Source organism: Dyadobacter fanqingshengii (assembly GCF_023822005.2).
Classification (GTDB): Bacteria; Bacteroidota; Bacteroidia; order Cytophagales; family Spirosomataceae; genus Dyadobacter; species Dyadobacter fanqingshengii.
Genome location: NZ_CP098806.1, coordinates 829,613 through 854,536, shown reverse-complemented (window position 1 = coordinate 854,536; position 24,924 = coordinate 829,613). Strand labels below are relative to the sequence as shown.

General features: G+C 47.3%; 21 protein-coding genes. 4 read left to right on the top strand and 17 right to left on the bottom strand.

Annotated features, from left to right (window positions below; all coding sequences use genetic code 11):
* Positions 1-30: 30 nt before the first annotated feature.
* The 3 genes from NFI81_RS03505 to NFI81_RS03495 all read right to left on the bottom strand — a co-directional run bounded on the left by NFI81_RS03505 (position 31) and on the right by NFI81_RS03495 (position 1,966).
* Positions 31-891 (bottom strand): alpha/beta fold hydrolase, encoded by an 861-nt coding sequence (locus NFI81_RS03505; RefSeq protein ID WP_234614179.1) that lies wholly within the window; start codon positions 889-891, stop codon positions 31-33.
* A 129-nt stretch (positions 892-1,020) separates the two neighbouring features.
* Entirely contained in the window at positions 1,021-1,578 is a 558-nt protein-coding gene (locus NFI81_RS03500) for a DUF6428 family protein (RefSeq protein WP_234614180.1), read from the bottom strand.
* Between the two features lie 55 nt (positions 1,579-1,633).
* Positions 1,634-1,966 (bottom strand): ArsR/SmtB family transcription factor, encoded by a 333-nt coding sequence (locus tag NFI81_RS03495; protein WP_234614182.1) that lies wholly within the window; start codon positions 1,964-1,966, stop codon positions 1,634-1,636.
* A gap of 141 nt (positions 1,967-2,107) precedes the next feature.
* On the opposite strand from NFI81_RS03495, the gene NFI81_RS03490 reads away from it, so the two are divergent.
* Positions 2,108-2,785: a low molecular weight phosphatase family protein gene (locus tag NFI81_RS03490; protein ID WP_234614184.1), complete on the top strand. Its 678-nt coding sequence runs from the start codon at positions 2,108-2,110 to the stop codon at positions 2,783-2,785.
* Positions 2,786-2,825: 40 nt separating this feature from the next.
* Here the strand turns inward: NFI81_RS03490 and NFI81_RS03485 are convergent, their stop codons facing one another.
* The 7 genes from NFI81_RS03485 to NFI81_RS03455 all read right to left on the bottom strand — a co-directional run bounded on the left by NFI81_RS03485 (position 2,826) and on the right by NFI81_RS03455 (position 9,484).
* Positions 2,826-5,072, bottom strand: coding sequence for a xanthine dehydrogenase family protein molybdopterin-binding subunit (locus NFI81_RS03485; RefSeq protein ID WP_234614185.1), 2,247 nt, complete (start codon positions 5,070-5,072; stop codon positions 2,826-2,828).
* 25 nt (positions 5,073-5,097) lie between these two features.
* A complete protein-coding gene (locus NFI81_RS03480) occupies positions 5,098-6,081 on the bottom strand; it encodes an FAD binding domain-containing protein (protein WP_234614187.1) in 984 nt (327 codons plus the stop codon).
* A complete protein-coding gene (locus NFI81_RS03475; RefSeq protein ID WP_234614188.1) occupies positions 6,078-6,716 on the bottom strand; it encodes a (2Fe-2S)-binding protein in 639 nt (212 codons plus the stop codon). The genes NFI81_RS03480 and NFI81_RS03475 overlap by 4 nt, the downstream gene beginning before the upstream one ends.
* Before the next feature lie 101 nt (positions 6,717-6,817).
* A complete protein-coding gene (locus tag NFI81_RS03470; RefSeq protein WP_234614189.1) occupies positions 6,818-7,384 on the bottom strand; it encodes a sugar O-acetyltransferase in 567 nt (188 codons plus the stop codon).
* Positions 7,381-7,875: a cyclophilin-like fold protein gene (locus NFI81_RS03465; protein ID WP_234614190.1), complete on the bottom strand. Its 495-nt coding sequence runs from the start codon at positions 7,873-7,875 to the stop codon at positions 7,381-7,383. Before NFI81_RS03465 ends, NFI81_RS03470 begins: the two co-directional genes overlap by 4 nt.
* A gap of 29 nt (positions 7,876-7,904) precedes the next feature.
* The gene (locus tag NFI81_RS03460) at positions 7,905-8,924 is read right to left on the bottom strand and encodes a carboxymuconolactone decarboxylase family protein (protein ID WP_252176036.1); all 1,020 of its coding nucleotides are present in this window, start codon (positions 8,922-8,924) and stop codon (positions 7,905-7,907) included.
* A 56-nt stretch (positions 8,925-8,980) separates the two neighbouring features.
* The gene (locus NFI81_RS03455) at positions 8,981-9,484 is read right to left on the bottom strand and encodes a (R)-mandelonitrile lyase (protein ID WP_234614192.1); all 504 of its coding nucleotides are present in this window, start codon (positions 9,482-9,484) and stop codon (positions 8,981-8,983) included.
* 191 nt (positions 9,485-9,675) lie between these two features.
* On the opposite strand from NFI81_RS03455, the gene NFI81_RS03450 reads away from it, so the two are divergent.
* Positions 9,676-10,572 carry a helix-turn-helix domain-containing protein gene (locus tag NFI81_RS03450; RefSeq protein ID WP_234614195.1) on the top strand — a complete coding sequence of 299 codons (897 nt, stop codon included), beginning with the start codon at positions 9,676-9,678 and terminating at the stop codon, positions 10,570-10,572.
* Between the two features lie 200 nt (positions 10,573-10,772).
* Complete coding sequence (locus NFI81_RS03445; RefSeq protein ID WP_234614196.1) at positions 10,773-11,084, top strand: hypothetical protein; 312 nt, start codon at positions 10,773-10,775, stop codon at positions 11,082-11,084.
* A 30-nt stretch (positions 11,085-11,114) separates the two neighbouring features.
* Here the strand turns inward: NFI81_RS03445 and NFI81_RS03440 are convergent, their stop codons facing one another.
* On the bottom strand, positions 11,115-13,382 hold the full coding sequence (locus NFI81_RS03440; RefSeq protein WP_234614197.1) for a transglycosylase domain-containing protein: 2,268 nt from the start codon (positions 13,380-13,382) through the stop codon (positions 11,115-11,117).
* Positions 13,379-13,759 (bottom strand): GNAT family N-acetyltransferase, encoded by a 381-nt coding sequence (locus tag NFI81_RS03435; RefSeq protein WP_234614198.1) that lies wholly within the window; start codon positions 13,757-13,759, stop codon positions 13,379-13,381. Before NFI81_RS03435 ends, NFI81_RS03440 begins: the two co-directional genes overlap by 4 nt.
* 212 nt (positions 13,760-13,971) lie before the next feature.
* Here NFI81_RS03435 and NFI81_RS03430 point away from each other — a divergent pair, with 212 nt between their 5' ends.
* Positions 13,972-14,535 (top strand): 2'-5' RNA ligase family protein, encoded by a 564-nt coding sequence (locus tag NFI81_RS03430; RefSeq protein WP_234614199.1) that lies wholly within the window; start codon positions 13,972-13,974, stop codon positions 14,533-14,535.
* Here the strand turns inward: NFI81_RS03430 and NFI81_RS03425 are convergent.
* From NFI81_RS03425 to NFI81_RS03405, 5 genes are all read right to left on the bottom strand, one after another.
* On the bottom strand, positions 14,530-14,922 hold the full coding sequence (locus tag NFI81_RS03425) for a response regulator (protein WP_234614201.1): 393 nt from the start codon (positions 14,920-14,922) through the stop codon (positions 14,530-14,532). The genes NFI81_RS03430 and NFI81_RS03425 overlap by 6 nt on opposite strands.
* 20 nt (positions 14,923-14,942) lie before the next feature.
* Positions 14,943-17,552: a PAS domain S-box protein gene (locus NFI81_RS03420; RefSeq protein WP_234614203.1), complete on the bottom strand. Its 2,610-nt coding sequence runs from the start codon at positions 17,550-17,552 to the stop codon at positions 14,943-14,945.
* A gap of 298 nt (positions 17,553-17,850) precedes the next feature.
* On the bottom strand, positions 17,851-20,199 hold the full coding sequence (locus NFI81_RS03415; protein ID WP_234614205.1) for a glycoside hydrolase family 95 protein: 2,349 nt from the start codon (positions 20,197-20,199) through the stop codon (positions 17,851-17,853).
* A gap of 65 nt (positions 20,200-20,264) precedes the next feature.
* Positions 20,265-21,782 carry a RagB/SusD family nutrient uptake outer membrane protein gene (locus NFI81_RS03410; RefSeq protein WP_234614207.1) on the bottom strand — a complete coding sequence of 506 codons (1,518 nt, stop codon included), beginning with the start codon at positions 21,780-21,782 and terminating at the stop codon, positions 20,265-20,267.
* Positions 21,782-24,859: a SusC/RagA family TonB-linked outer membrane protein gene (locus tag NFI81_RS03405; protein WP_234614208.1), complete on the bottom strand. Its 3,078-nt coding sequence runs from the start codon at positions 24,857-24,859 to the stop codon at positions 21,782-21,784. Before NFI81_RS03405 ends, NFI81_RS03410 begins: the two co-directional genes overlap by 1 nt.
* Positions 24,860-24,924 lie beyond the last annotated feature (65 nt).

Genomic DNA, 24,924 nt, shown 5'->3' with positions numbered 1-24,924 from the left:
AGATCCTGAGATCATAAGACGGACCGGACATTATTTGGGCGAACTTTTTTCGTTCAGAAAATCAATTGCGATCCTGCATAGCATTTCCCCTTTTTCGTCTGGCATTTCGTGTCCCACGTTGGGGTAAATGCATAATTGTCCATGGCGGAGCGCCTCAAACATTGATATCGTGTGATCCAGTTTGATCATGTCCCTGTCACCACGAATCAATAACACCGGCACGTCGATTCCGGCGAGCTTATTATCCGGGATCTTGATCTCCCTTTCCCACATTTTCTGATTTTCCTTCCAAAATTCAATCCATTTTTCAGGTTCGGGATTCATCCGTTGATAGTTCTCTAACCAATCCTTGTCCTCCTTAACCGCTTCAATGGTATATTCTTTTAACAGGCTGCGCGCATCATCAGTCAGTCCGCTTGATTTCGAGTTTGAAGCTCCGCTCACCACTTTCTTTATTTTGTCGGGCCTGCTTGCAGCAAGTAATAGCGATGTGTTTCCGCCCGTGCTCCAACCCATGACATAAGCACTATCCAGTTTCAGTTGGTCGATCAGCTGCGAACAATACTCCGCCAGCAGTTCGCCACTTAAACTATCAGCGTGCTCGGAACGGCCGTGCCCCGGGGCGTCAGGCGCAATAACCCTGTAATGTTTGGAGAGTTCTGGTATAATGCCGGCTAAGTTTTCGATCGAGCCAAGCCCCTGATGCAAGAGCAGCAACGGAATGCCCTGCCCGTACTCCTCGTAATAAATTTTCTTAGCATGTATTGTTGCATACTTGCCATTATTTGACCCGTATTTAATTGGCTTTTCAACCTGCTTGTCAGGCTTTTCGACCCGATTGCAGGAAGCAACGAGCAAACTGATTAAAGCAAGGCAAAGCAGTCGTTTCATCTTGATCCGTCATGACGACGTTGTTAGTTGAATATTTCATCTACAAGATTGTATACGCGACTTACTTATACTTTGTTGAAAATTTAAGCGTAATTGAAATTACTCCTGGTCCAAATCATTATTATTTGATTAGCAGCATCCGGAGCCGGGCTGGCAGCTGACCCCATCCGAGGTTACTAATTCCAATTCTTGTTTTGCAGGAGCAGGCGCGCAGCATGACGCTTCTGCTGACGTTGTGCCACAGCTTTGGTTGCGGGTAAGCGCCTTACATTGCGTGAAATCCGGAACCAGGTTAACCGTAAATGCTTCGCCGTCGGAAATAAATTCCCCCGGATACATCTGGCGTGTATCAAGCTTTGAATTGCCAAATTCGATCTTAACAGTTGCATTTGGATTCAGGGGCAAGGTTTTCTCAACCAAGTTCACAATTTTTAGCGCCTTACCAACTTTCATCGATCGGTCTGCTTCTTTCACCGAAGGCTCCCAGAGTTGCACAATTACTTCTGTCCAGCTGTTCATTTGCCCGCCGCAGTCTACCGATACAATAGGGGCTTGCTTGATTTCGGTAATGTGGTAGGAACTATCGACAAATTTGCCTTCCTCATATTGGAATTGCAGGTGCAAATCTGGATTTTGTTCGAGGGTGTTTTTGAAATCACCCCATGTCATCGGATTCAATTGGCTCATGGCTTCTATTGGTTAAATGTAATATTACGATTAATATGCTCAAAAAAATACCCTGCTAATTGCAGCAGGATGTGGTGAGTGCATAAGTGCTGAGCAGTGCTCCAAAAGTTTTTTGTGCTTCCTCCCACACAACGGGGTTGATGCAATAACAAACACGTGGCGGATTGATTTCACCGTGAATGATCCCGATCCGTTTCAGCTCTTTCAAGTGTTGGGAAACTGTGGCCTGGGCCAGTTCGAGCTCATCAACCAGATCTCCGCACACACAGGACTGCCTGGCGATCAGCAATTGCAGGATCGCAACCCTGGCCGGGTGCGAGAACGCCTTGGCCAAATCCGCAACCCGGTTTTGCTCCTCAGTAAATATCTCCGTTTTCGTAACTCCCATGATGCAAATATATAAGGCAAATTACTAATTGCAATATTACGATCGATAATTTTTTGGTATGATAAAATCTATCGTATCTTTACGATTGATATTTAACTGTAAATGACTTTAATAAACATGAACCTGATCAATTTACTAATTATGACCCTTATAACCACTGCTGCCGCCTCGTCCTCTGACAATCTTAATGACAAAAAGGCCCTTAACCCAAAGCTGTCCGCATACATTGAAACAGTCAAAGCCAATTTCTCGAAAATACCCCTGGACCGGATAGAAGAGCTTGACAAGATTGCTGCATTTATCCAAAAGCAAGTAAACGCTTCTCAGCCTGTACAGCTCACCTACATCTGTACCCACAATTCCAGACGTAGCCATTTCGGTCAGATTTGGGCAGCAGTTGCTGGCGCTTACTATAATATACCCAATGTAAAAACCTATTCCGGCGGCACAGAGGCCACTGCGTTCAATGAAAGGGCGGTAGCTGCCTGCGAAAGGGCCGGTTTTGAGATCACCAAAACATCAGAGGGCAAAAACCCGGTCTATCATGTAAGTTATGGGGCCGATACTGAACCTGTAAAAGCATTCTCTAAGAAATATGACGAAGCCAGCAACCCCCAAAGTGATTTCTGCGCTATCATGACGTGTTCCCAGGCGGATGAAGCTTGCCCCGTTGTTAAAGGTTCTACCGCCCGGGTTGCTGTTCCGTATGATGACCCGAAAGCCTTTGACGGTACGCCGCAGGAAACAGTGAAATATGATGAGCGTTGCAAGCAGATCGCAACAGAAACGCTGTATGTTTTTTCAAAAGTGAAAATCTAAACAAATCATTTGCAAGCAACGGGGAAACCGATAATGGCCTTTAAATAAGCTTGTCCGGTGTGATCGGCAGCTCCCGGATCCGTTTCCCTGTTGCATTGAATACAGCATTGGCAATTGCGGGCGCGACACCGATGATGGCAATCTCTCCCAGGCCTTTACTGCCTACGGGATCAGCCAGCAAATCGGGTTTATTTACGAAATAGACATCAATCTCAGGCACATCCGCATTTACGGGCACGTGGTAGTCTGCGAAGTCCTTGGTAATGTAGCGACCAAACCGGTGGTCCATCATGGCATCTTCTGTTAAGGCCATTCCAATGCCCCCCGTCGCGCCCCCGATCATTTGACTTGCAGCAGTTTTCGGACTCACGATCGTGCCTGCATCTGCGCAGCAAACGATTTTCTTTACCCGCACCTGGCCTGTAAACGGATGCACATGGACTTTGGCAAAATGCATAGAGAATGCGTTCATCGAATATTTGTTCCGATTTTCGTCGGGCTTGGATTCGTTGGTTGTCTCTATTTTCGCAATGTTATTTTGTTTAAATAAATCTCCAAGAGAAAGATTTGATGACTTCCCGCCCAACTGGATTTCGTTTTTATCAAACATCAGATCATCCGGCTTGGCAGAAGTAAAATTGGAATTGCCTTTGGCCGCAGCCATCGTGATCAGTTGCTCCTTCAATGCATTACAAGCTGCAAGCACTGCTGGCCCAACGCTGTTCACAGTAGAAGACCCGCCCTGTAATCCGGCATTTGGAAATTCAGAACTGCCTAAGTGAAAGGCGATCTTTTCAGTCGGGATACCGGTTGTATTCGACGCGATTTGCACCATTGCCGTTCCGGTTCCCGGGCCGATATCGGTGATCGCGCAATGCATCACCAGGTTACCCTCCTTATCAAGTTCTGCATGCACGGTGGCCGAATTCCTGTTTGCACCAAAAGTCCCGGTCCCCATTCCATACCCTACAAGCCACTCTCCGTCACGCAGGGAACCGGGCTTCAATTTGCGATTCTCCCATCCTATCCGCTTCTTGCCTTCCTCATAACATTCCCGCATGTATTTTGTAGACCACGGCATATTTTTATCCGGGTCCGATTCGGTGTAGTTCAGCAACCTGAATTCAATCGGATCCATTTCAATGGCATGCGCCACTTCGTCCATGGCCGATTCCAATGCAAAAGCGCCTGTGGCCTCACCCGGGCCGCGCATCCAGATTGGGGTGGCCAGATTGAGCGGGAGAATCCGGTAACGCGTACTCACATTAGGCGAGGCATACATCATCCGGGTTTGCTGCAATGTGGATTCCGTGAACTCTTCATAGCTCGACGTCTGACCAATAGAATTGTGGTTAATCGCCACCAGCTTTCCATCCTTGGTCGCGCCTACCTGTATCTTTTGCCAGGTCCTCGGACGGTAACCGACCATTGTGAACATTTGCTCACGTGTCAAAACCAGCTTTACAGGTCGCTTCACCTGTTTCGCAGCGATGATCGCGGCGGTTTCATGCGGCCAGTTATGCAGTCCGTTACCAAATGCACCTCCCACAAATGTGGCAATGCACTTGACATTTGCCTCCGGCAGATCCCATTCTTTGGCAAAATTCTTCTGGGTCATTTTGGTGCCCTGAACTTTATCATAAACGGTCAGTTTATCGTCCGCTTCCCAATGCGCGGTGATGGCCTGCAATTCCATCGGGTTATGCATTTCGGTGGGCAATACATATTCAGCCTCGAACTTTACCGGGGCACTTTCAAATGCATCTGTCTGCCCACGGTCGTAGTCTGCGGTTGGAGATTTGGGGTTCTTTTTTGCTGCGGCAGCCAGCTTCGCGTCTTTGGCGTTTGCCTCCAAATCAGTCTTATGCTGTTCTTTATTATACAGGATCTTCACCAGTGTAGCCGCGTGCCGCGCCTTTTCGAAACTGGTGGCAACGACGGCCACAATGGGCTGATCGTTTGAATAAATCTTATTATCAAAAAACACACGCAACGGCTGACCCTGGGTTGCGGGCTCGGAAGGGTGCTCACCTTTTGGATGGTAACCCGGCACTTTGATCGCATTCAGGTGCGAAATAACCGCAAGCACGCCCGGCGCACGTTCCGCAGCTTTGGAATCAATGCTTTTTATGGTGCCTTTGGCGATCCGGCTGCCGACCAGCACGGCGTACGCCATATTGGGCAATGCATATTCCGCTGAGTATTTGGCTGCGCCCGTGACTTTCAAGCGGCCATCCACCCTATCGAGCGGTTTGTAATCTTTTTTATCAAAAAATGCTTCGTTCATGATCTTTCAATTCAGGGTTAAGGAGTTAAACAAGGCCAGCTGCATTTTTCAATGCTTCCACGATCACATTCGGGCCTAGTTTTAGTTTAAATGCATTGTATTTGAATGCTTTCGCACCACGCATTGCAATTTCCGCAGCTTGCCTGAAAGTTTCTTCCGTAGCCGGTTTTCCTGCCAATGCTTGTTCGGCCTCTTTCAATCGCCACGGCTTATGCGCCACTCCGCCCATTGCAAGCCTCGCTTCTTTGATCACCTTCCCATCCATATGCAAGGCCGCTGCCACAGACACCAATGCAAAAGCATAGGAAGCGCGATCACGGACCTTGAAATAATGGGCATTTTTACTGAATGCATTATCGGGTATTTCGACGGAAATGATCATTTCGTTGTTTTGGAGCGTGTTGTCCTTTTCAGGCTGATTACCCGGCAGCCGGTGAAATTCCTCAAACGGAATGCGCCTCTCGCCTTTTGGTCCAGCAACCACCACGCTTGCATCCAATGCCACCAAAGCCACGCACATATCACTCGGATGTACGGCAATGCACTGCTCGCTCGTCCCGAAAATGGCGTGCATCCGATTCAATCCTTCCAATGCTCCGCAGCCCGATCCGGGTTCTCTTTTGTTGCAGGGAAGTGCAGTATCGTAAAAATAAGAGCATCGCGTGCGCTGCATCATATTGCCGCCTACGGTTGCCATATTCCTGATCTGCGCGGATGCGCCGGCATTTAATGCCTGCGCCAGCAGCGGAAGTTTTTCCAGGATCAGTTTGTGATCTGCAACTGCGCTATTTAAAGCCAGTGCGCCAATGCTGGTTTTGCCGCCTTGCTGCTGAATATCTTTAAGCGGGACTGCATTGATATCCACCAGCTTGGTAGGTGCCATTACATTCCGCTTCATCAAATCGATCAGATTTGTGCCGCCCGCTATGAATTTCGCATTTGCATTATTTGCCAAACCGCTTATTGCCGCCTTCGCTGTTACTGCGCGTTCGTATTGAAATTGTATCATGATTTCCGCCCCCCGTTTTTAACTTCCTGAATTGCTTTCACAATGTTGGGATAAGCCCCGCATCGGCATATATTCCCGCTCATAAACTCCCTGATATCCGCCTCATTATTGGCATGACCTTCGTTAATGCAAGCAACGGCAGACATAATTTGTCCGGGCGTGCAGTAACCGCATTGGAAACCATCATGTTGGATAAAAGCCTGCTGCATGGGATGCAGTTCCTCACCTTTTGCCAGACCTTCGATGGTTGTAACTTCCTGTCCTTCATGCATTACGGCAAGGCTCAGGCAGGAAAGCACGCGCTGGCCATTCACATGCACCGTGCAGGCTCCGCATTGACCGTAATCGCATCCTTTTTTAGTTCCTGTCAAATCCAGCTGCTCGCGCAATGTGTCCAGCAGCGTCGCGCGCGGTTCCACGTTCAGCTGTTTTTTAGCTCCGTTAACCGTCAGATTCACGGGTGTAGTTTCAAATGCAGCGCTGAGTTTTTCGCCCAGATTATGCTCCGCAGCTTTTGCAACGGCCAAGGGCGCGACAGAAATTGCAGTCAGAATGGAAGACTTTTTCAGGAAATCCCTTCGCGATTCGCTGTTATCTCCCTTTTCAGGTTCGTATTGTGACTTCGTTTTGTCCATGGTGATAAGTGTAATTGTGCGGTTATGCTATAAAAATCAATCCAGGCCCGAAATGAACAGGCTGAGCTTTTGATTGTGATGAACATTAATTGCTCCGAATTCTAAATAGACTTCACAACTTTTGCAGGAATCCCTGCTACGATGGTATTAGGTGGCACATCGCGGCTCACCACCGCACCGGCTGCAATGATTGAGTTTTCTCCAACTGTAACACCCGGCAGTATCGTTGCTCCCGCCCCGATCCAGGCATTCCGCTTAATAACGACCGGTTGCAGTAGAAGCGTTGTTCGGTCGGCAGGATCGAGCGGATGATTTTCAGAAGTAATATTTACCCTCGGCCCGATCTGAACATTGTCTTCAATGGTGATCCCACCAATGTCCAGAAACGAGCAAGCGTGATTGATAAAAACATTTTTGCCCAAACGGATAAACTGGCCGAAATTGGTGTAAAACGGAGGAAATATGGTTGTCGAATCGTCAATATCTGTTCCAATAATTTCGCTCAGCTGCTTCCTCACCTGATCCAGATCCGTTGCCGACACATTCATTTCCACACACAACCGGATGGTTCGGGAGACGACCTCTCCAAACTTTCCATATTCGGCATCATCTTTCCGAATCGGCTCGCCGGCCCGCATTCTCTCGAAAATGTCTTTGTTTGTGTTCATTTTTTTGATTCCAATTCGAAAGTCACCGTCACGTTACCCGTGCCAACCGCTGCATCAAGTCCAGCCGTGTCATCAATGCGCCCAAGTCTGGTGTATGAATACTGTGTGGGGAAGCTTTTATAAAAAAGCACCAGCACGTTGGAGCCGTAAAGCATCAGGTCGCCATTCCGGATGTTCCCGGGGTTTGAAGCGTTTGCTGGAAGGTTTGACGGGAAATTATAAAGCTTCTCATTTCCGTTCAGTTCACTCATACTGACTGTCAGCGGGAGTTTTGCTTTGAATGCGGTTACGGTCGGATTATCCAGGAGGGTCGCGGTAAAAGCTTGTGACCCAATTTTGATCCTTAACCGGCTGCTGGTAGAATCCGCAGGGTCATTATGGGTTATGAACGCGTCTTCATCTCTGCCAATAATGTTGTCGTCCGTTTTACAAGCCATGGATCCAATAAAGAAAATGATTAATGTTAGAAATATAGAAAGTGGCTGCTTCATGTTTACGTCATTTTAAATAGCTCAATACCTCACTTTAATTTTTTAAAAATTCCCAGCATCGTCTGCTGGTCGAGTGAATTCATATCCACCAGTTTCAAGGACTTCACCATTTTGAGCGTAGTCGTTTTGTAATGCTGGAAATGAGGGGTTTTCAAATGGGATTGGTAAGCAGCACTATCGGCATATATCTCAACGATCCGGATTTGCGTCGGCTGTTCCTTCGTACTCATCGGAAAAATCGCTATTACGCCGGGTTCCTTTTCGACAGACGCAGATGACTCTTCTTTTAGAATAGCATTATACTCGTTCAGAAATTCAGGAACGATTCCGATTTCAGAGATCCGCACCATCATATCCGGTTCAATGACGGGAGTAACGTGTTTTGAAATGGCTTTTCTTAATGTATTTGCCTGGGTTCTGTTAATAAATTTCTCAATCAGCTTCGCCACATCTGCCAGTTCATTTTCAGTGATGCCAATGTTCGTACCCATTTTCACGTGAGATTGCAATTGTGATTCAACGCCGGTCATAGATGCTAACGCAGAAATGGTTACCAGCTCCCGCTGCTGCATGGTCAGCACATGGCTTTCAAAGATGTCGGCGAACAAGTGTTCTTTCAAAAATGCATCAATCCTCGGAGCGAATTCTCCAAAACCGGGTGCCGGTTTGGACTGCTGTGTTTTGGTGAGTTGTTCCAGAACCTTTCGCCCCTGCTCGTATTTATCAACTGTATTTTTATTGGCAGTGCCGACCTTTCCTTGCTTATCCTTGATGCCATTTGCCTTCCTCTTTTCAACCACGCTCATCAGCGTACCGATTGCGTTCAGGCTTCTGGGAAAACCCGCATAAGCGTAAAGCTGGACGAGAATTTCCTTGGTCTCTTCAATGGTTAACCCGGCATCAAGACCTGCATTAAGCTGCAAAGGCAAGTTTTGCATATCGCCGGTTGCAGTTAATGCTGCTATGCTCGCAATGCTTTGTTGTTGAGGACTTAACGTCCATTTACGGTCTTTATCAGGCTGTGCATTCATGCTGTTCACTTTCAACATAAGTATTAGAAGTAATATCCAAACCTGAGTTTTGTTCCGGCTCATGCTGATCATTTTCATTGTTTGTTTACTGCATTATAATCTTCTTCCGAAACGGACTTTAACCAAACAACATTGGTCTCCCCTTCGTAATTGGTGATTGCGATATGCACCATTTTGGTTTTCGCGGCAGCTCCGTGCCAATGCTCCGTATTTTCGGGAATGTTGACGACGTCGCCCTTTTTAATGGGCTGCGCTGTTTTACCTTTTTCCTGATAAAAACCATTTCCTTCGGTAACGATCAAGACCTGTCCTCTCGGGTGCGAATGCCAGAAGGTGCGTGCGCCCGCTTCGAAGGTTACGCTGCCCATCATAAAGTCATTGTTTTTATCTTTTGCTATAAGGGGCGTCAGGAACGCGTTCCCAGTGAAATAGCTGTCCGGTAACCGGTCTCCTTTCGGAAAAAGAGCGCTGTTTTGATCTGTCATTTTGGTTGGATTCTTAGTTGTTTTACATGCCGAACCTGGTAACAACGTCCCGATAATCAGCACGATTGCTGTTAATTTGATGAAATACCTCATAGTTGCAGTTTAGATTAATGGGCTGAATTCCAACCCGTTTATTACCCTCTAATTCAATGCCAAAGGTCGGGTATACAGCCCGCCGGTTTTTATATACATTACTGGTTTGTTTACCACTTTTACTGATCCGGCTTGTAACATTGCCGACCGCGAGGGGGAACTGCTATATTTGAATGAAAATCAGCAAGGATATGGAGCAAGTAGAAAGAATTGATTCGGTAAGGCAATACAACGATTGGATTGGCGTGGACACGCTGCACCCGTTGGTAAGTGTGATCAATTTCAACGAGATCCCTACTGTTCAGCATTTCCGGCGCTACATGGGTATTTACGCGGTGTTTATGAAAAACATCAAGTGCGGCGATATGTTATATGGCTGCCAGCCGTACGACTACGAAGATGGAACACTGGTTTTTATATCACCGGGGCAGGTTTATGGCATTGATAGCAAGGGCAAGGTTACAAAACCATCCGGATATGCGCTGGTCTTCCACCCCGATCTGATTGCGGGCACCTATTTAGGAAAAATGATTAAGGATTATTCGTTCTTTTCCTACGAGGTAAATGAAGCTTTGCATTTATCCAAAAAAGAAAGAGAAACCATTGCCGATTGTTTTGAGAAGATTGCCGCAGAGATCGAACAGAACATTGACAAGCACAGCAAAACGCTCATTGTTTCCAATATCGAACTGTTCCTGAACTACTGCATGCGGTTTTACGACCGACAGTTTATCACCCGCGGCAATGTAAACAAGGACATTCTGATGCGGTTCGAAGCCTTGCTGCAGGATTATTTCAAGTCAGGAAAAACACAGACATTGGGCCTGCCCAGCGTGGCTTACTGCGCCGATAGGCTGCATCTGTCCGCCAACTACTTTGGCGACCTCATTAAAAAAGAAACAGGCCACACCGCACTGGACTTCATTCAATCCAGGTTGATCGAGGAAGCGAAAGTAAAGATCTTCGAGGCCAATATGTCGTTCGGGGAGATCGCCTACCAGCTCGGGTTCAAATACCAGCAGCATTTCACCCGTCTGTTCAAACAAAAGACCGGAGTCACGCCCAATGAATATCGGAGTTTGAACTGATCCTGAGGTTTCCCCAGTAACGGCATGGAACTGCCCAACCTACGCTGCCGAGCTAATGCTGGTGCGGGAGGAAAATGCATATTATCAGGGTGCACAAAGAGAGAAACCCCAAATCATCAACCTCAAACGGGTCGGTACGATCTTAGTAACAATGGTCACGAGTATTAAGAATATTGAATTTTAATTAACAAAACCTTAAAATGGGAAAAACGACAAACTTTGAGACCTGGCTATCCGATGTAGCTTTGGAAGGCAAAGAAGATGTATATGATCTGTATAATTCGATAAGCAATTTTGAGCAGTCCGGTAAATTTTATACTTCGAAAGAGGTTACCAATGACGGTTACGAATATCTGGTAAAAGCCGACGGAAATGAGGATAGCCTTCATCTCGAATCGGACGAAATCAAGTTCTCGTTTATAAATCACCTCAGGGCCAATTACACTGATGCTGACGAGAGCAATATCGACGTATGGTATGATCTCAAAAAAGAGCTTGGCCGCATAGATTAATCCTTTCGAAATATGGCTTTAATCCAGCATTTAAAACGACACACCTTCATCGTCTGATAATGCAGGCGGAATATAATTGCCGGTTGTATCAGTGGCGGTTTCCTGGCATGTGAGCGTGAAATTTGCAGGTTTGTTGAAGGGCGCTTTCTTGTAATGTTCCAAAGTGTGGTCTGCATATACTTTTTTCATATACAGTCCCCAAGCCGGTAATGCCGCATGACCGCCCTGCCCGAGTGCCATGGTCCTGAAATGGATCTGCATATCTTCTCCGCCAACCCATATTCCCGAAACAAGATTTTGTGTCATGCCCATGAACCATGCATCTGAATGGTTCTGTGTTGTTCCGGTTTTTGCTGCAATTTGGTTTCCTTCTGTGACGCCGTAGGATCTTAACCGCCCTGCAGTGCCGCCCGGATCTTCGACAGCGCCGCGCATGAGATATAACATGTTGTAAGCCATTACATCACTGAGTTCCTGATTTTGCTTCTGGTGAAATTGCTGCAGAACATGCCCGTTTCGATCTTCGATTCTCAAAATTGATAGTGGTTCGGTTCGGTAACCGCCATTGGCAAAAGAACAATATGCGTTGACCATCTCATAGACCGAGACGGAGCTGATGCCAAGGCAAAGTGAGGGCACTTCATCCAACTGGCTTGTGATGCCCAGTTTATGAGCATAGTCTGCAACCGTGGCCGGTTTTACCATTTGAATTATATTGGCACTGATCGAATTAACGGATTGTCCCAGTGCCTGCCGCAACGTTAACGACTGGTATGTGTACTGGCTCGAAGGAGGGTTCCAGTTTCCTTCCACGGGTTGGTCTGTAATGCGGTCACAAGGTGTCAGAAAGTTTTTTTGCAGCGCCGAAACATACACAAACGGCTTAAAAGTAGAACCCGGCTGCCTACGGCCTTGCTTGACGTGGTCATACTTGAAATATTTAAAGTTAACCCCGCCAACCCAAGCCTTCACATGTCCGTTGCGCGGGTCCATAGACATCATGCCTGCATGCAAAAAACGTTTGTAATACCGGATTGAATCCATCGGGCTCAGCAGCATTTCCTTTTCGCCATCATACGAGAAAACCTTCATTTTATATGGCTTACGCATAGCTTTCCATGCCTCTGCCTCCCCGACGTCTTTTTTTAACGCAATGAATTGCGGTAGGGATTTAACCGCTTTTTCGATAAATCCCGGCACTTCGCGACCATCCGGGTACGCCCACGGATTACGACCTTTCCAATGCGCATCAAAAAGTCTTTGCTGCTCGCGCATATGGTCATTCAGCGCGACTTCCATCTGCTGTTGCAAACGGGAATCAATTGTCGTATAGATACGTAAGCCGCTGGTTTTTAAATCAAGATCTGTGTCGTTCTCCTCATTGTATAGTTTGAGCCATGCTTGCAAATAACCGCGCATGGATTCCTGGAAATAGGGAGCCAGACCCGCATTGGGGCCGTCAAGCTTAAATCGCAGGTTCAAAGGCTTATCTTTTAGCTCATTAAACTCTCCGGCTGTCAGGTAGTTGTATCTGACCATTTGCGCCATGACCACGTTTCTACGCCTGGTCGCATTGGCTGGCCGCCTCAAAGGATTGTGTAAAGATGGGTTTTGCAGCATACCCACCAGCAGCGCCGCCTCGGACACGGTAAGTTCCAGCGGGTCCTTCCCAAAATAGCTTTTCGACGCCACTTTGATCCCATAAGTATTATTGCCAAACGAAACTGTGTTCAGGTACATCATCATGATCTCCCTTTTGGTGTATTTGCGTTCCAGAATCACAGCAAGTATCCACTCCTTAGTCTTCATAACGACCGTACCCACGACAGGGACTTTCTGCAATATTCCGCGATACTTTCGTGACCTGGTTTCAAAGAGGTTTTTTGCAACTTGCTGAGTAATGGTGCTTCCGCCTCCCGAGCTCGAATTCCCCGTAAATATTCCCTTGACCACCCGCAACATGCTGCGACCATCAATCCCAGAGTGGTCAGAGAATCGTGCGTCTTCTGTTGCAATCAATGCATTAACCAATACAGGCGAGAGTTGATCAAACCCAATGCGGATCCGGTTTTCTGAATAGTATTTCCCAAGTAATTTTCCATCTTCCGATATCAGCTCCGAGGCTAGCTCACTCTGTGGGTTTTCAAGCATAACCAAATCGGGCATACCGCCAAAAAGCCATAACAGATTGACTCTGACCGCGACAATAAAAAACACAAAGAGCACAATGCATGCACCACTAATTTTCCAGAGTCGAACAATTGTATGTCTGTATTTCCCTGGTTGTAATTCGATCATATCAACAATAATTTGGAACGGTCTATTTGAAATGCAGGTTTCAGGATCATGTCATAGCGGTCAAGGCCGGGAGCATAGTAATCTTTGGTTATTTTGGTGGTCCGGAAGCCCGCTTTTTCAAAGAACGGAAAGCTGAGTTGCGTGGTATCCAATACCACAGAAACACCCGGGCGAAGTTCGCGTATCTTGTTCAACCGGAAGTCCAGCAGCATTTCCCCGATGCCCCGCCGTTGAAATTCGCGCGTTACCATACCCCATACGAGACCGGCTGTCTTGCCCTCGTTTTCCGGCAAATGAAAGCCAGCACATGCCACGATCTGACCTTTAAATTCCACCACATAATAATACATTGATTGCTCGCCGCTTTCCTCAAACAAGTTTTGGAGGAAGACCTAAAATTCTTCTTTCTCGTGATGCGCAAAAAACGCCGGACAATTACTCTCAAATCCTAATATGCATCCAGGGTAGTCCAAGTTGTTATAGGGACGAATGATACAGGCATGTTTCATGATCTTTTATCTATAATCTCAGGCATGGCTATTGTACTGCCGGTTGTGATGAGGTTCATAACCATAATGCAAATAAGTAAATGAACAGTGAAAAACGCCATATTCCGACAAAAGACCCAGAGCGAAGGCCATTAGTTGCCACGCTCGAAATAGAGCCTTCGACGCAACAATATTTCAATCAGCTGCGCCGCCAGCACTTTCCTGCAGAACGTAACTACTTAAACGCGCACCTTACCCTTTTTCATGCATTACCACATGAGCCGTGGATCATTGAAGACTTAAGAGAGCTTGCGAAAGACCAAACGCCATTTGAAGCTACCGCCCAGACAATCATTTCCCTTGGCGGAGGAACTGCTTTCAAAATCTCATCCGCCGAACTCCCGGCATTCCATCAAAAGCTTCGTGAACGCTGGTTTGAGTTCTTAAGCCGGCAAGACCAGCAAAAAAGAAACTTCCATATTACAGTTCAAAACAAAGTAGACCCTCAGCTCGCCAAAAAATTGCAATCAGAGCTCGCCCAGACTTTTAAACCATTCAGCTTTATTGTAACCGGTTTTCAGTTGTGGCGATATCTGGGTGGCCCCTGGGAGTATGTAATGACGATCAGTTTCGAGGGAAATGCGCCTGAAAATCTGTTGCTATAAATTTAACAGTCCCATCGTTTCAAAACTGAGCGGCTTGGGATAGTAGCCTCTGACAAACGGGTTGGCAGCAGCTTTTTCAATATCACCCTGATCGATTGATGAAGAAAGCATGTAAATTCTGAATCGCTCATGGATCTTTTCATCCAAGCTCTCGAACGCGTCCAGAAATTCCCAACCACTCATACTGGGCATATTTACATCCAGGAAGAGCACGAAGTCACCCTTTTCGCTGCTTTCCCCGAAAGTCTGGACCATTTCGAGTGCTTTTTCGGGATTTGTGAAAAGCGTAATCTTTGCGTCAGGGTCAACTTTGAGGATAATATGGTTGCATACCAGGTTGTTGAGCGGGTCATCGTCTACAACGATAAATCGGTTGGGTGTTGTCATTTTGGCGGGTTATTGTACTGCTACAAATTAAATTCGATGAAAAATTCGGTTCCTTTATTCACTTCACTAAAAACAGATATTGTCCCTCCAAGTATCTCCACCTGCGTTTTGACCATGAAAAGGCCCATACCCTTGCCTTCCACATGGTGATGGAAGCGTTTATAAAGCCCAAAAAGTTGATCACGTTTCTTAGGCAGGTCTATCCCCATCCCATTGTCCTTGAAAGACAAAGTCAGCTTACCATCGGATACGCTGCTGCTGATTTCAATGAACGGGTTCAGACCAGCCTGATGATATTTGATACTGTTGCTGATAAGGTTATGAAAAATGCTATACAGATATGTTTTGAGCGTAAATAATTCACAGGCACTTTTAAAATCAGTCACGACCTGCACATTTTCTTTCAGGATGACATTTTGTATACTCTCCTTAATGCTATCTACCAGGTCTTGAAAATTGACTGTCTCACTTTTTTCTCCAATCTCTTTTTTGATTTGTAAAATGGAATTTAAATCCGTGATCACCTCATCCAGGCGTTTGACATTCTCCAGAATCCCGTTTAAAAAGTCCCTTTTCAATTCAGATGGGTAGCTTTCATCGCCCAACAGGCCTGCCAGTCCAATGATATTGGCAACCGGGGCCCGCAGGTTATGCGAGACCATATATGAGAATTGTTCCAGGCCTTTGTTGGAAAGAGCGAGTTCGTTTGAGTATTGGTGGAGGTTATTATTCAGTTCATTGAGTTTGTTTTCCGACAATTTGCGGCCCGTAATATCCTTGAAAAAGACGGACAAACCATTTGCAGAGGGATATGCACTCACTTCCAGCCATCTGTTCAATGGCTCATAATGATCTTCAAAATGAACGGTTTGACCGCTTTCAACAGCATGATTGTATTGCCTGTAAGACTCGGAACCTATGCTCAACGGAAATAAGTCCCAGAGATATCGGTTAAGTACTTCGCCCTTGGTCCGTTCCAGAAGGCGGGCTGCTTCTTTATTCCAGTAGTTTACTACCCAATCTTTATCAATCGCAAAAAATGCATCTCCGATACTTTCAAAGATGACGTTTCTTTCTGCATATGACCGGAGAACTTCCGACTCCGTTTCCTTTATTTTATCGATATCCTGAAAGCTGCCATAGAGGATATGTTTGTCATTGACAAGTTCTGCTTCGCACATCACCCGGACCCACCGCTCATTTCCCTTCGCGGTAATGATCTGGAGTTCCAAATCAAAGGGCGTCTGATGCTTGATGATCTCTTCAGTCGCTTTGTCTATCGTTTCCCTGTTAGCGCCCGGCTTGTAGAAATTCATTGCAGTTTCCAGCTCAGGATTGAAATCGGGGTCCACTTCATGTATCTGCCTGATCATAGATGACCAGAATATCTGATTGTTGGCGTGATCCGCTTCAAAATTACCGACCCGCGCCATGGTGGTTGCCCTATCCAGCCTGCGTTCGCTCTCTAAAAGCAGCTGCTCGGCCTTTTTTCTTTCGCTGATATCACGTACGATCATGGAAGTATTCGCCTTTCCATGGGCATTCTTAAACACAGTTGATGAGATCTCACCGGCAAATCTGGAACCATCCTTCCTTAAAAGTGAGACTTCTCCATTGGCCTTTCCGGTCCTTAGCCGCTCCTCCAGAAGTTTGGATAGCCTGGAATCGTCAAGATCCGCAAGGCCCGATCTGCCGACATGAATAATCTCGCTTTCGCTCCTTTGAAAAATGCTGCATGCAGCCTGGTTGGCTTCCAGCACCTGTCCATCCTGTGATGTCAAAAGAATGCCGTCCATGCTGGTTTCAAACAATAATCTGTATTTTTCCTCACTGGCTGTAATCGCATCCTGGGCCAGTTTCCGTTCTGTTATATCCCGGAAATTATCCACAATTCCATTCACAGCCGGATCGTCCAGTAAGTTGGTAATGGTTGCCTCGATCCATCGCCAGCTGCCGTCTTTATGAAGCATCCTTCCGGTATGGCCCTTCATCGTAACTCCTGGACTGTCCAGAATTTTTTCCAGCATAAGACCCATATCAACAATGTCGTCCGGATGAAGCAGTGTATAAAGGTCCATATCCAGGATTTCAGTTGGATCGTATCCCAAGACATTTGAAACCGAAACGGACACGTATGTTGGCCTTCCCATCGCATTCAATATAATAACACCGTCTGCACTGTGTTCGATGAGCGCACGGTAGCGCTGTTCGCTTACAATGAGCTCATTCAAAAACCGATCATGTTCTTTTTTCAGGCGATATTTTTCAAGCGCATTGGTAATAGCGATGGGCAGCCGGCTGAGCCGATCTTTCAGGATATAATCATCCGCACCTTGCATCATCAGGTTTACCGCGGACGCTTCATTCATCGCTGCCGTGACGACAATGAAAGGAATGTCCGATCTGCTCTCCTTTAATATTTTTAATGCCTCAATGGCGTTGAATGCTGGCAGGGAATGGTTGGCGAGAATGAGGTCTGGTAAGAATGCTTCCAGTGCAGTTACATATTTTTCCTTGCTGTCAGCGACAAGCACCTGGAAGTCTATGTTTGCCTTAATGAGCGCTTTTTTAACAAAGAGTGCATCGCCGGGCAGATCTTCAAGATGCAGAATTCTAATTAATTTATCCATGAACAGCTGTTTTCTCAATGGCCTGCGCCCAGTCAATCAATGGATCAGGTTATTGGCAAGATTATGTTTTCAAATAAAGCAGGCTCCCTCGCCGCTCTTTGATGTGAGATGTAATGTTGAGGAATCAAGAAAATGATATAGGGAAAGGTAGGCCTTATTAGTGGATAGTCAACCTGAATGAGTTCGATAGTATTGATGAACTATTCCAATTCCATTAATGCCGGCATTTAGGCGCCGTCTTAAACCAAAAATCGAAGAGTGTGATCACGTCTGGCAATGAGTCTTCCTGACGAATATTTTAGTGAGTTGATGTAACTTCCTTTTTCTCTCCATTCACTTTTACCCAGACTTTTTGAGGGGTTTTTGATAGCACCTGATAATCCGTCACTTTACCATTTTCCCATTTAAAATTCACGGTAAAATTGCCGCGCGCTTTCAAACCTTTCACTTCGCCCGAAGCTTTCCAGGCATCCGGCATTGCGGGCAGGATGTCAATGTAACCGTCGTGGCTTTGGATCAGCATTTCGGCAATGCCGGCTGTGCCTCCAAAGTTGCCGTCGATCTGAAATGGCGGGCCGGCAACAAGCATATTGGGATACACACCGCCGCCTGCTCCGTAGTTCATATTTGTGTCGAGCGTTGGCACAAGCAGTTCTTTCAGCAATTTGTTGGCGCGGTTACCATCGTGTAATCTCGCCCAGAACAGCAGCTTATAAGCCTTCGACCATCCCGGACTGTCGTCTCCGCGCGCTTCCAGCGTTTTAGCAGAAGCAGCCGCCAGTTCCGGCGTCTTCTCAGGCGTAATGAGCGGCGCAGGGAAAAGTCCATACAAATGGGCAATGTGGCGGTGCTTTGGCTCCACTTCTTTGTATTCTTCGAGCCATTCCATCAGCCTGCCGTCGCTTCCTACTACGCCTGGCGGCGGCAATTGTTTTAGTTTGTTTTGCAGCGAAGTCTTTAGTGCACCATCTACGCCCAGCACTTCACAAGCCGTGATGACATTGGTAAAAAGCTCACGTGTCATTTGGTTATCAACGGTCGGGCCCATGCAAATGGCGGCCGTTTTTCCATTGGGCAGATAAAATGAATTTTCCGGTGAAATGGAAGGAGCAGTAACCAACCAGCCCGTTTTTGGATCTTTCACCAATGCGCTGTTGTAAAATTCAGCTGCACCTTTGAGGATCGGATAAATGTCTTTGAGGTAATTTTTGTCCAATGTAAAGGCATAATGTTCCCAAAGGTTGTTGCAGATCCAGCCCGAACCCGCATTACTAGCACCCCAGGAAGCCTCTTCGCCCGGCTCAGTAAAACCCCAGACATTGGTAATGACGTGCGCCACCCAGCCGTCGGCATTGTAATAAGCTTTCGCCGTTTTTTCACCCGGCTTCACCATTCCTTTCACCAGATCGGCCAGCGGTAAGTTGAACTCGGAAAGATTGACCACTTCAACCGGCCACTGGTTCATCTGAATGTTCACATCCAGGTGATAATCCCCGTTCCAGGGCGTCTGGATCTGATTCGCCCAGAGTCCCTGCAAGTTCGGAGGCAGCAATCCCACCCGTGTGCTGCTAATGCTCAGGTAACGGCCATATTGGAAAAACAAAACAGGCAGTTCATTGTCGGAGCCAGGATCTTTCTGGAACGCGGAAAGCCGCTGATCTGTCGGTAAATTGTCTCCTTTCGAGCCGCCCAGATACAACATTGTGCGATTGAAAAATTGCTGATAATTAGCAATGTGATTTCGCTTCTGAACGATGTAAGATTTTTTCACTGCGACATCAATCCACCTCTGCGTCTCCGTTTCGAAGTTTTTGGTTTTAAAATCGGTTCCGGCTGAAAAGTAGAGCATGATCTCATCGGCATCCGTAATGACCAGTTGCTTGTCAGAAACGGCCAGTTCCCCCCCCTTTACCTGCGGCTTGATCTTTGTCAGATATTTCATTCCCTTCCCGTCCGTCCCATTGTTGAGCTGGCCGGACATTTCGAGCGCATTGTTCTTGACAACAGTCTCAGAACGCTCAGGCCGATCAAGACCCAGACGCAAATTCAACTGTCCGGGCTTGTCGGCAGAAATTTTGATAATGCCAATATCATCCCCAAAACTCGTAAAGTATTCCCGCCTGTAAGTCACACCGTTAACAGTGTAAACCAGGCTGGCAACCGCATCATTCAACGACAATTCCCGCTTATAATTTTGGAATTGAATGTTTGAAGAATCAACCCCTTTATAAGCAAACTGCATACGCAGATTCCCCAAAACCTGGTAACATCCGAAAGGCACATCAGCCCCATCACCATGTCCCGAACCCGCGCCTTTGGCCACAAAATTCTTATTCACCAATTGCTGCGCCTCATCATTTTTGCCTTCCAAAAGCAGTTTACGGATATCAGGCAAGCTTTTATGCGCCTCATAATTATTTGCATCCTGCACTCCCCCGGACCAAAGGGTAATGTCATTCAGCACAACATTCTCCCGCAGCACCCCGCCATCACTCATCATTCCCAACCGCCCGTTACCAACCGGAATGGTTTCTTCCCACTGCGTCGCAGGCTTGTTAAACCAAAGGCGTTGCGGTTTAACCTGAGCGACGGAATTAGTTGTTATTGAAATGGTTAGCAGGAACGTTGTTATGAGTTTGTATGTCATCGTTAGTGGTTTTACTTATCATTCTATTTTGTTTCAGGCAGAATCCTTTTTTGACAGGCTGCGTCTCACAAATAATCCTCATTCTGCTTTAACTCTCCACCGCTCTTGTCAATTTCAGGCTGAGGGATGGGCCATTTGTAAAACTTCTCTTCGAACTTATAAGGCACGAAGCTGTCTTTGACATTGTTCAAAACCTGTTCTGCAATGTGCCATCTTTTCAAATCGTAATAACGCAATCCTTCGAAACCTAGCTCGATGCGGCGTTCGTAGCGGATTCTTTCGCGCATCTGGATTTTGGTTAGTCCTGCTGGTAATGCCGGCATTTTGGAGCGGAGGCGAATGTCATTTATGGCTTTATAAACTGACGCGTCCGGACCTGCGATTTCGTTTTGTGCTTCGGCATACATGAGTAAAACCTCAGCCAGGCGCAGCACTACTGCATTTTGCTGGCTTAATGTGGAGAAACCGAATGGAATATTCTCAGGCGCAAGGAATTTCATCACGCCATAACCCGACGGTCGGCTGTTGGAGGGAATGTGCACTCTGCCGCCTCCGAAATCAGGGTGGTCTACGAAGACCGTTTTGGCCAGGCGCGAGTCGCGGTTTTTGAATGGTTCCTTTTTGTCCGTCAGCGGCGAAACCCCGTAAGGAAGGCCGTCGGTGCATTCAAAGGCATCCACGAAGTTCTGTAACGGGCTCGCAACCAGCCAATCGCCATAATACATATCCCATGGCCGCGTGTTGTTTGGAGCCAGGAAATTGGTTGAGTAAATGATCTCCGGATTGTTTTTTTGTCCGGCGTCGCGGAACACGTCTTCGAAGTTCGGGCTCAGGCTATACTTTGGCATGATGGCGCTGGCAAGCGCTTTTACCTGCGTCAGCATGGCAGCGTCCGGCGTTCCATTCTCCCCATAAGCTGCGAAAATGAGCACACGCGCTTTCAAAGCTTGCGCGGAAGTCACAGCAGCGTGGCCGCCGTTCTGCGGATAAGCGTTCGAATTCAGATTGGCAATGGCGAAGTCAAGGTCCGTATTGATCTGCGCCAGGATCTCAGCAGCAGGCACTTTGGGCTGATTTTGTGTTTCCAATGTAAGCGGCTCCAAAACCAGTGGCACATCGCCGTACAAATGATAGAGCTGAAAATAATAGTATGCACGCAAAAACCGCACTTCCGCTTCGTAAAGCTTTCTGGTTTCTTCGGTAACATCCGAATTGGTGTAAGCTTTCAGCTGCGCCAGGAAAATGTTCACCCGCGCAATTGCCTTATAACTTTCGCTATAAACTCCTGAAACATAGCCACCCGTGGACGGACTAATGCTGCCGGAAGTAATCTCTTTGGCCGCTCCTGAATTGTGCTGCGCGAAACCATCGTCGGTAAGACAGTTCCAGACGGGCAGCTCAACCGCCCAGGGATCGGCTTGCATGGACGCATAATTGGCAGTTAATGCTTTGTCGAAATCACTTTTGGTCTTCCAGAATGTGGAGGAAGAGATCTGGTCCAGCGGGTTCAGTTCAAGGGAATCTTTGCATGCGCTGAACGCCAAAGTCAGCAGCATGAGCAGTTTTAGTTTCTGACTTTTCATTATAATTTGATATTTAGTCCGAATGAGAAAATCTTGTTTTGAGGATATTGCACAAAGCTCCCGCTTCCGCCGCGCTCGGGGTCGAGGCCGGGATATTTGGAGGCCGTCAACAGGTTATCACCGGAGAAAAACACACGGAGATTGTCGATGCCGATTTTTTTCACAACGGTTTGCGGCAAGGTGTAACCGAATGTGAGATTCTTCAAACGCAGATAAGATGCATCCTGCAAAAAGTAAGAAGAAGCCCTGCGAATGCGGTCGGGAGCGCCCCAGCCCCAGTAAATGCGGGGCATGGTGGTGGATGGATTTTCAGGCGTCCAGCGATTTCTCCAATCTGTTGTAGGCGGCGAACCCTGTACAAAAGGCACCGTTCCCCAATTGTCGACAAAAAACTTAACATTGTTAACACCCTGAAAAAGAGCAGAAATATCAAAACCCTTCCAGTTTGCCGACGCATTGAATGAATAGTTCAGGCCGGGATAATTGCCCGTCATCACAACGCGGTCATCATCATTCACTTTCCCATCGCCATTGGCATCGCGGAAGCGGATATCACCGGGCACGGTTGCATCATTGTATTGTTTGGGTGCGGCAGCAATTTCATCGGCAGATTGGAAAATGCCTTCCATTTCCAGCATATAATAGGTGTTGTACTCCTTGCCCTCCTCGCGAATGCGGTAACCGTCGATTTCGCGCTGCCCGAATTTCACAAGCTTGTTTTTATAATGTTCCAAATTCACGCCCACATTGTAACCCAGCCCCGAGAACACGCCGCTATTCATCTGATGATTGTAGGAAAGTCCCAGCTCCACACCCGTGTTCTGCATGGTTCCGTTGTTGATCGTAGGTGCACCAAGGCCTACAACGCCAGTCACTTGTGAGCTTCTGAGAATGTCAGTCGTTGTTTTACGATACCAGTCTGCGGTCAGGTTCAGGCCGCGGAAAATGGTCAGATCCAGGCCGAAGTCCGCAATGGTTGTGGTTTCCCATTTGATGCCCGCATTCGAAAGATTCGCTTGCGCCACGCCGGACGACAAATTGGAATCGTCAAACGAATAGTTTCCGGTAAAGCTCAGGATCGCCTGATAAGGATAATTTCCAATGTTCTGGTTGCCCAGCTGACCCCACGAACCACGGAACTTCATGCTGTTCAACCAGTTGAGGTTTAGGTTTTTGATAAAATCTTCCTCAGTAACACGCCAGCCAGCCGAGAAGGAAGGGAAAATTCCCCAACGCGAGTCAGTAGCAAGTCGCGACGTCCCGTCATACCGCATGTTGGCTTCCAGCAAATAACGCTCCTTAAAATTGTAGTTCAGCCTGCCAAAAAACGAATTGATCGCCCATTGCTTTTGTGAACCGTTGGCATACTGGATGGACGGACTTCCGGCGTCAATTTCACGCAAAACCTCCGTCGGAAAATTCCTGCGAATCGCTTCCAGATATTGGTAAGTGCTCTTTTCCGTGCTGTAACCCACCTGCGCTTTGAAGGCGTGATTTTGACCAAATGTGTGCTCATAATCCAGATAGGAGAACAAATTGGTATAAATATTCTGCTCGTCCTTCACTTCCAGTCCACCGCCGAGATCCAATGTTGCCATGAACGCATTGGTGCGGAAGTTGTAAAGCTGCAGAGGCGGTTTGAAGGATTTTGTCTTGTAAAAATCCGCATTCACAGCGCCTTTGGCATACCAGGTTAAGCCTGGCAAAAGATTCACCTCAAACCAGCCCTGGGTGTTGGCCGAATAATCCAGTTTGTCACGGTTAATGTGCCCGTCCAACAGCGCGATGGGGTTTTTGTTATTGTATTCCAAATCGTACGCTTTGTAAGTAAACCGGCCGCTGCCATCAGCCAGCCGCGGGCCGTAGGTAGGTGCCTGCGACATTGCTGAAAGAAACATATCCTCCGAGCCGAAAACAGGTGATTCTGTCTTGCCGGATTTCAACGCAATGTTTGCGCCGAATTTGATCTTCTTGTTGATCTGGGACGCAATGTTGAGCCGCGCATTGTATTTTTCAAAATCAAAACCCTTCATTACACCCTTCTGATTCACATAGCCTATCGAGGCATTGAAATGCGTTCCGCCGCGACCACCGTCGAAGGTCAGGTTGTGCTGATGCGTGGGAGCGGTTTGGAATATAAGGCTCAGCCAATCCGTGTTGGGATAAAGATTGCGGTCGGTTGCATTGCGGTATTCGTCGATCTGCTGTTGCGAATACAAGCCCGATGTCAAACCCGAATTCACGCGCGCTTCATTGTAAAGCTCCATGTATTCGGCTGAATTGGTGATCAGGTCAAAGAGCTTGGTGGGCTTGTTGATGGCATAATTTCCGCTGTATTGCACGCTTAATTTGCCTTCACTTCCTTTTTTTGTAGTAACCAAAATCACCCCGTTGGCTGCGCGTGCACCATAAATGGAGGCCGAAGCCGCATCCTTCAAAACAGACACACTTTCAATGTTGTTCGGGTTAAGGTCGGACATATTGCCCTGCACGCCGTCGATCAGCACGAGTGGGTCGGAACCTGCGCCGCTGAATGTTCCGGTGCCCCTGATCCGCACTGAAATCCCCTCATTACCAGGCTCTCCCCGACCCTGCGTCACCTGGACGCCAGGCATGGTTCCCTGCAACATGGCGGTGGGATTGGTAACGGGTCTTTTAATCATCTCGTCGCCGCTCACCGTGGCAACAGCGCCCGTCAGGTTCACCTTCTTCTGGGTTCCGTAACCGACCACAACCACTTCACTCAGTTGTTTCAAATCTTCTTTCATCAACACATCGATGACACTGCGTCCGCCCACGGTTTGCTCCACCGCCTCGTAACCAATGTAAGAGAACACCAGCACGGCATTTTCGTCGGTGACATTTACCGTGTACTTGCCATTCAGATCGGTTACCGTGCCCGAATTTGTGCCTTTCACAGTGATCGAAACGCCCGGCAAACCCGCACGGTCTCCCGCAGTGACTGTTCCGGTAATGTCAACCGCCTGTGCCGATGCAGAAACTATACGAACGGCACAAAGCAAAAAAGTGAGCAGCAGCCTGGGAAAATGCCACTTGGCTAAGGTAAATTTTTCCATATTCTTTCATTAATTTATACTATTTGATGGGGTAAAATTAGAACACGGAAAATCACATTGAAATG

Coding starts and splice junctions, on each gene's coding strand:
- NFI81_RS03440 (WP_234614197.1), bottom strand. CDS start 13,382: ATGATCGAATTACAACCAGGGAAATACAGACATACAATTGTTCGACTC.
- NFI81_RS03410 (WP_234614207.1), bottom strand. CDS start 21,782: ATGAAAAGTCAGAAACTAAAACTGCTCATGCTGCTGACTTTGGCGTTC.
- NFI81_RS03495 (WP_234614182.1), bottom strand. CDS start 1,966: ATGGGAGTTACGAAAACGGAGATATTTACTGAGGAGCAAAACCGGGTT.
- NFI81_RS03405 (WP_234614208.1), bottom strand. CDS start 24,859: ATGGAAAAATTTACCTTAGCCAAGTGGCATTTTCCCAGGCTGCTGCTC.
- NFI81_RS03465 (WP_234614190.1), bottom strand. CDS start 7,875: ATGAAGCAGCCACTTTCTATATTTCTAACATTAATCATTTTCTTTATT.
- NFI81_RS03470 (WP_234614189.1), bottom strand. CDS start 7,384: ATGAACACAAACAAAGACATTTTCGAGAGAATGCGGGCCGGCGAGCCG.
- NFI81_RS03475 (WP_234614188.1), bottom strand. CDS start 6,716: ATGGACAAAACGAAGTCACAATACGAACCTGAAAAGGGAGATAACAGC.
- NFI81_RS03460 (WP_252176036.1), bottom strand. CDS start 8,924: ATGTTGAAAGTGAACAGCATGAATGCACAGCCTGATAAAGACCGTAAA.
- NFI81_RS03505 (WP_234614179.1), bottom strand. CDS start 891: ATGAAACGACTGCTTTGCCTTGCTTTAATCAGTTTGCTCGTTGCTTCC.
- NFI81_RS03425 (WP_234614201.1), bottom strand. CDS start 14,922: ATGACAACACCCAACCGATTTATCGTTGTAGACGATGACCCGCTCAAC.
- NFI81_RS03485 (WP_234614185.1), bottom strand. CDS start 5,072: ATGAACGAAGCATTTTTTGATAAAAAAGATTACAAACCGCTCGATAGG.
- NFI81_RS03500 (WP_234614180.1), bottom strand. CDS start 1,578: ATGAGCCAATTGAATCCGATGACATGGGGTGATTTCAAAAACACCCTC.
- NFI81_RS03445 (WP_234614196.1), top strand. CDS start 10,773: ATGGGAAAAACGACAAACTTTGAGACCTGGCTATCCGATGTAGCTTTG.
- NFI81_RS03415 (WP_234614205.1), bottom strand. CDS start 20,199: ATGACATACAAACTCATAACAACGTTCCTGCTAACCATTTCAATAACA.
- NFI81_RS03480 (WP_234614187.1), bottom strand. CDS start 6,081: ATGATACAATTTCAATACGAACGCGCAGTAACAGCGAAGGCGGCAATA.
- NFI81_RS03490 (WP_234614184.1), top strand. CDS start 2,108: ATGACCCTTATAACCACTGCTGCCGCCTCGTCCTCTGACAATCTTAAT.
- NFI81_RS03455 (WP_234614192.1), bottom strand. CDS start 9,484: ATGAGGTATTTCATCAAATTAACAGCAATCGTGCTGATTATCGGGACG.
- NFI81_RS03450 (WP_234614195.1), top strand. CDS start 9,676: ATGGAGCAAGTAGAAAGAATTGATTCGGTAAGGCAATACAACGATTGG.
- NFI81_RS03430 (WP_234614199.1), top strand. CDS start 13,972: ATGAACAGTGAAAAACGCCATATTCCGACAAAAGACCCAGAGCGAAGG.
- NFI81_RS03420 (WP_234614203.1), bottom strand. CDS start 17,552: ATGGATAAATTAATTAGAATTCTGCATCTTGAAGATCTGCCCGGCGAT.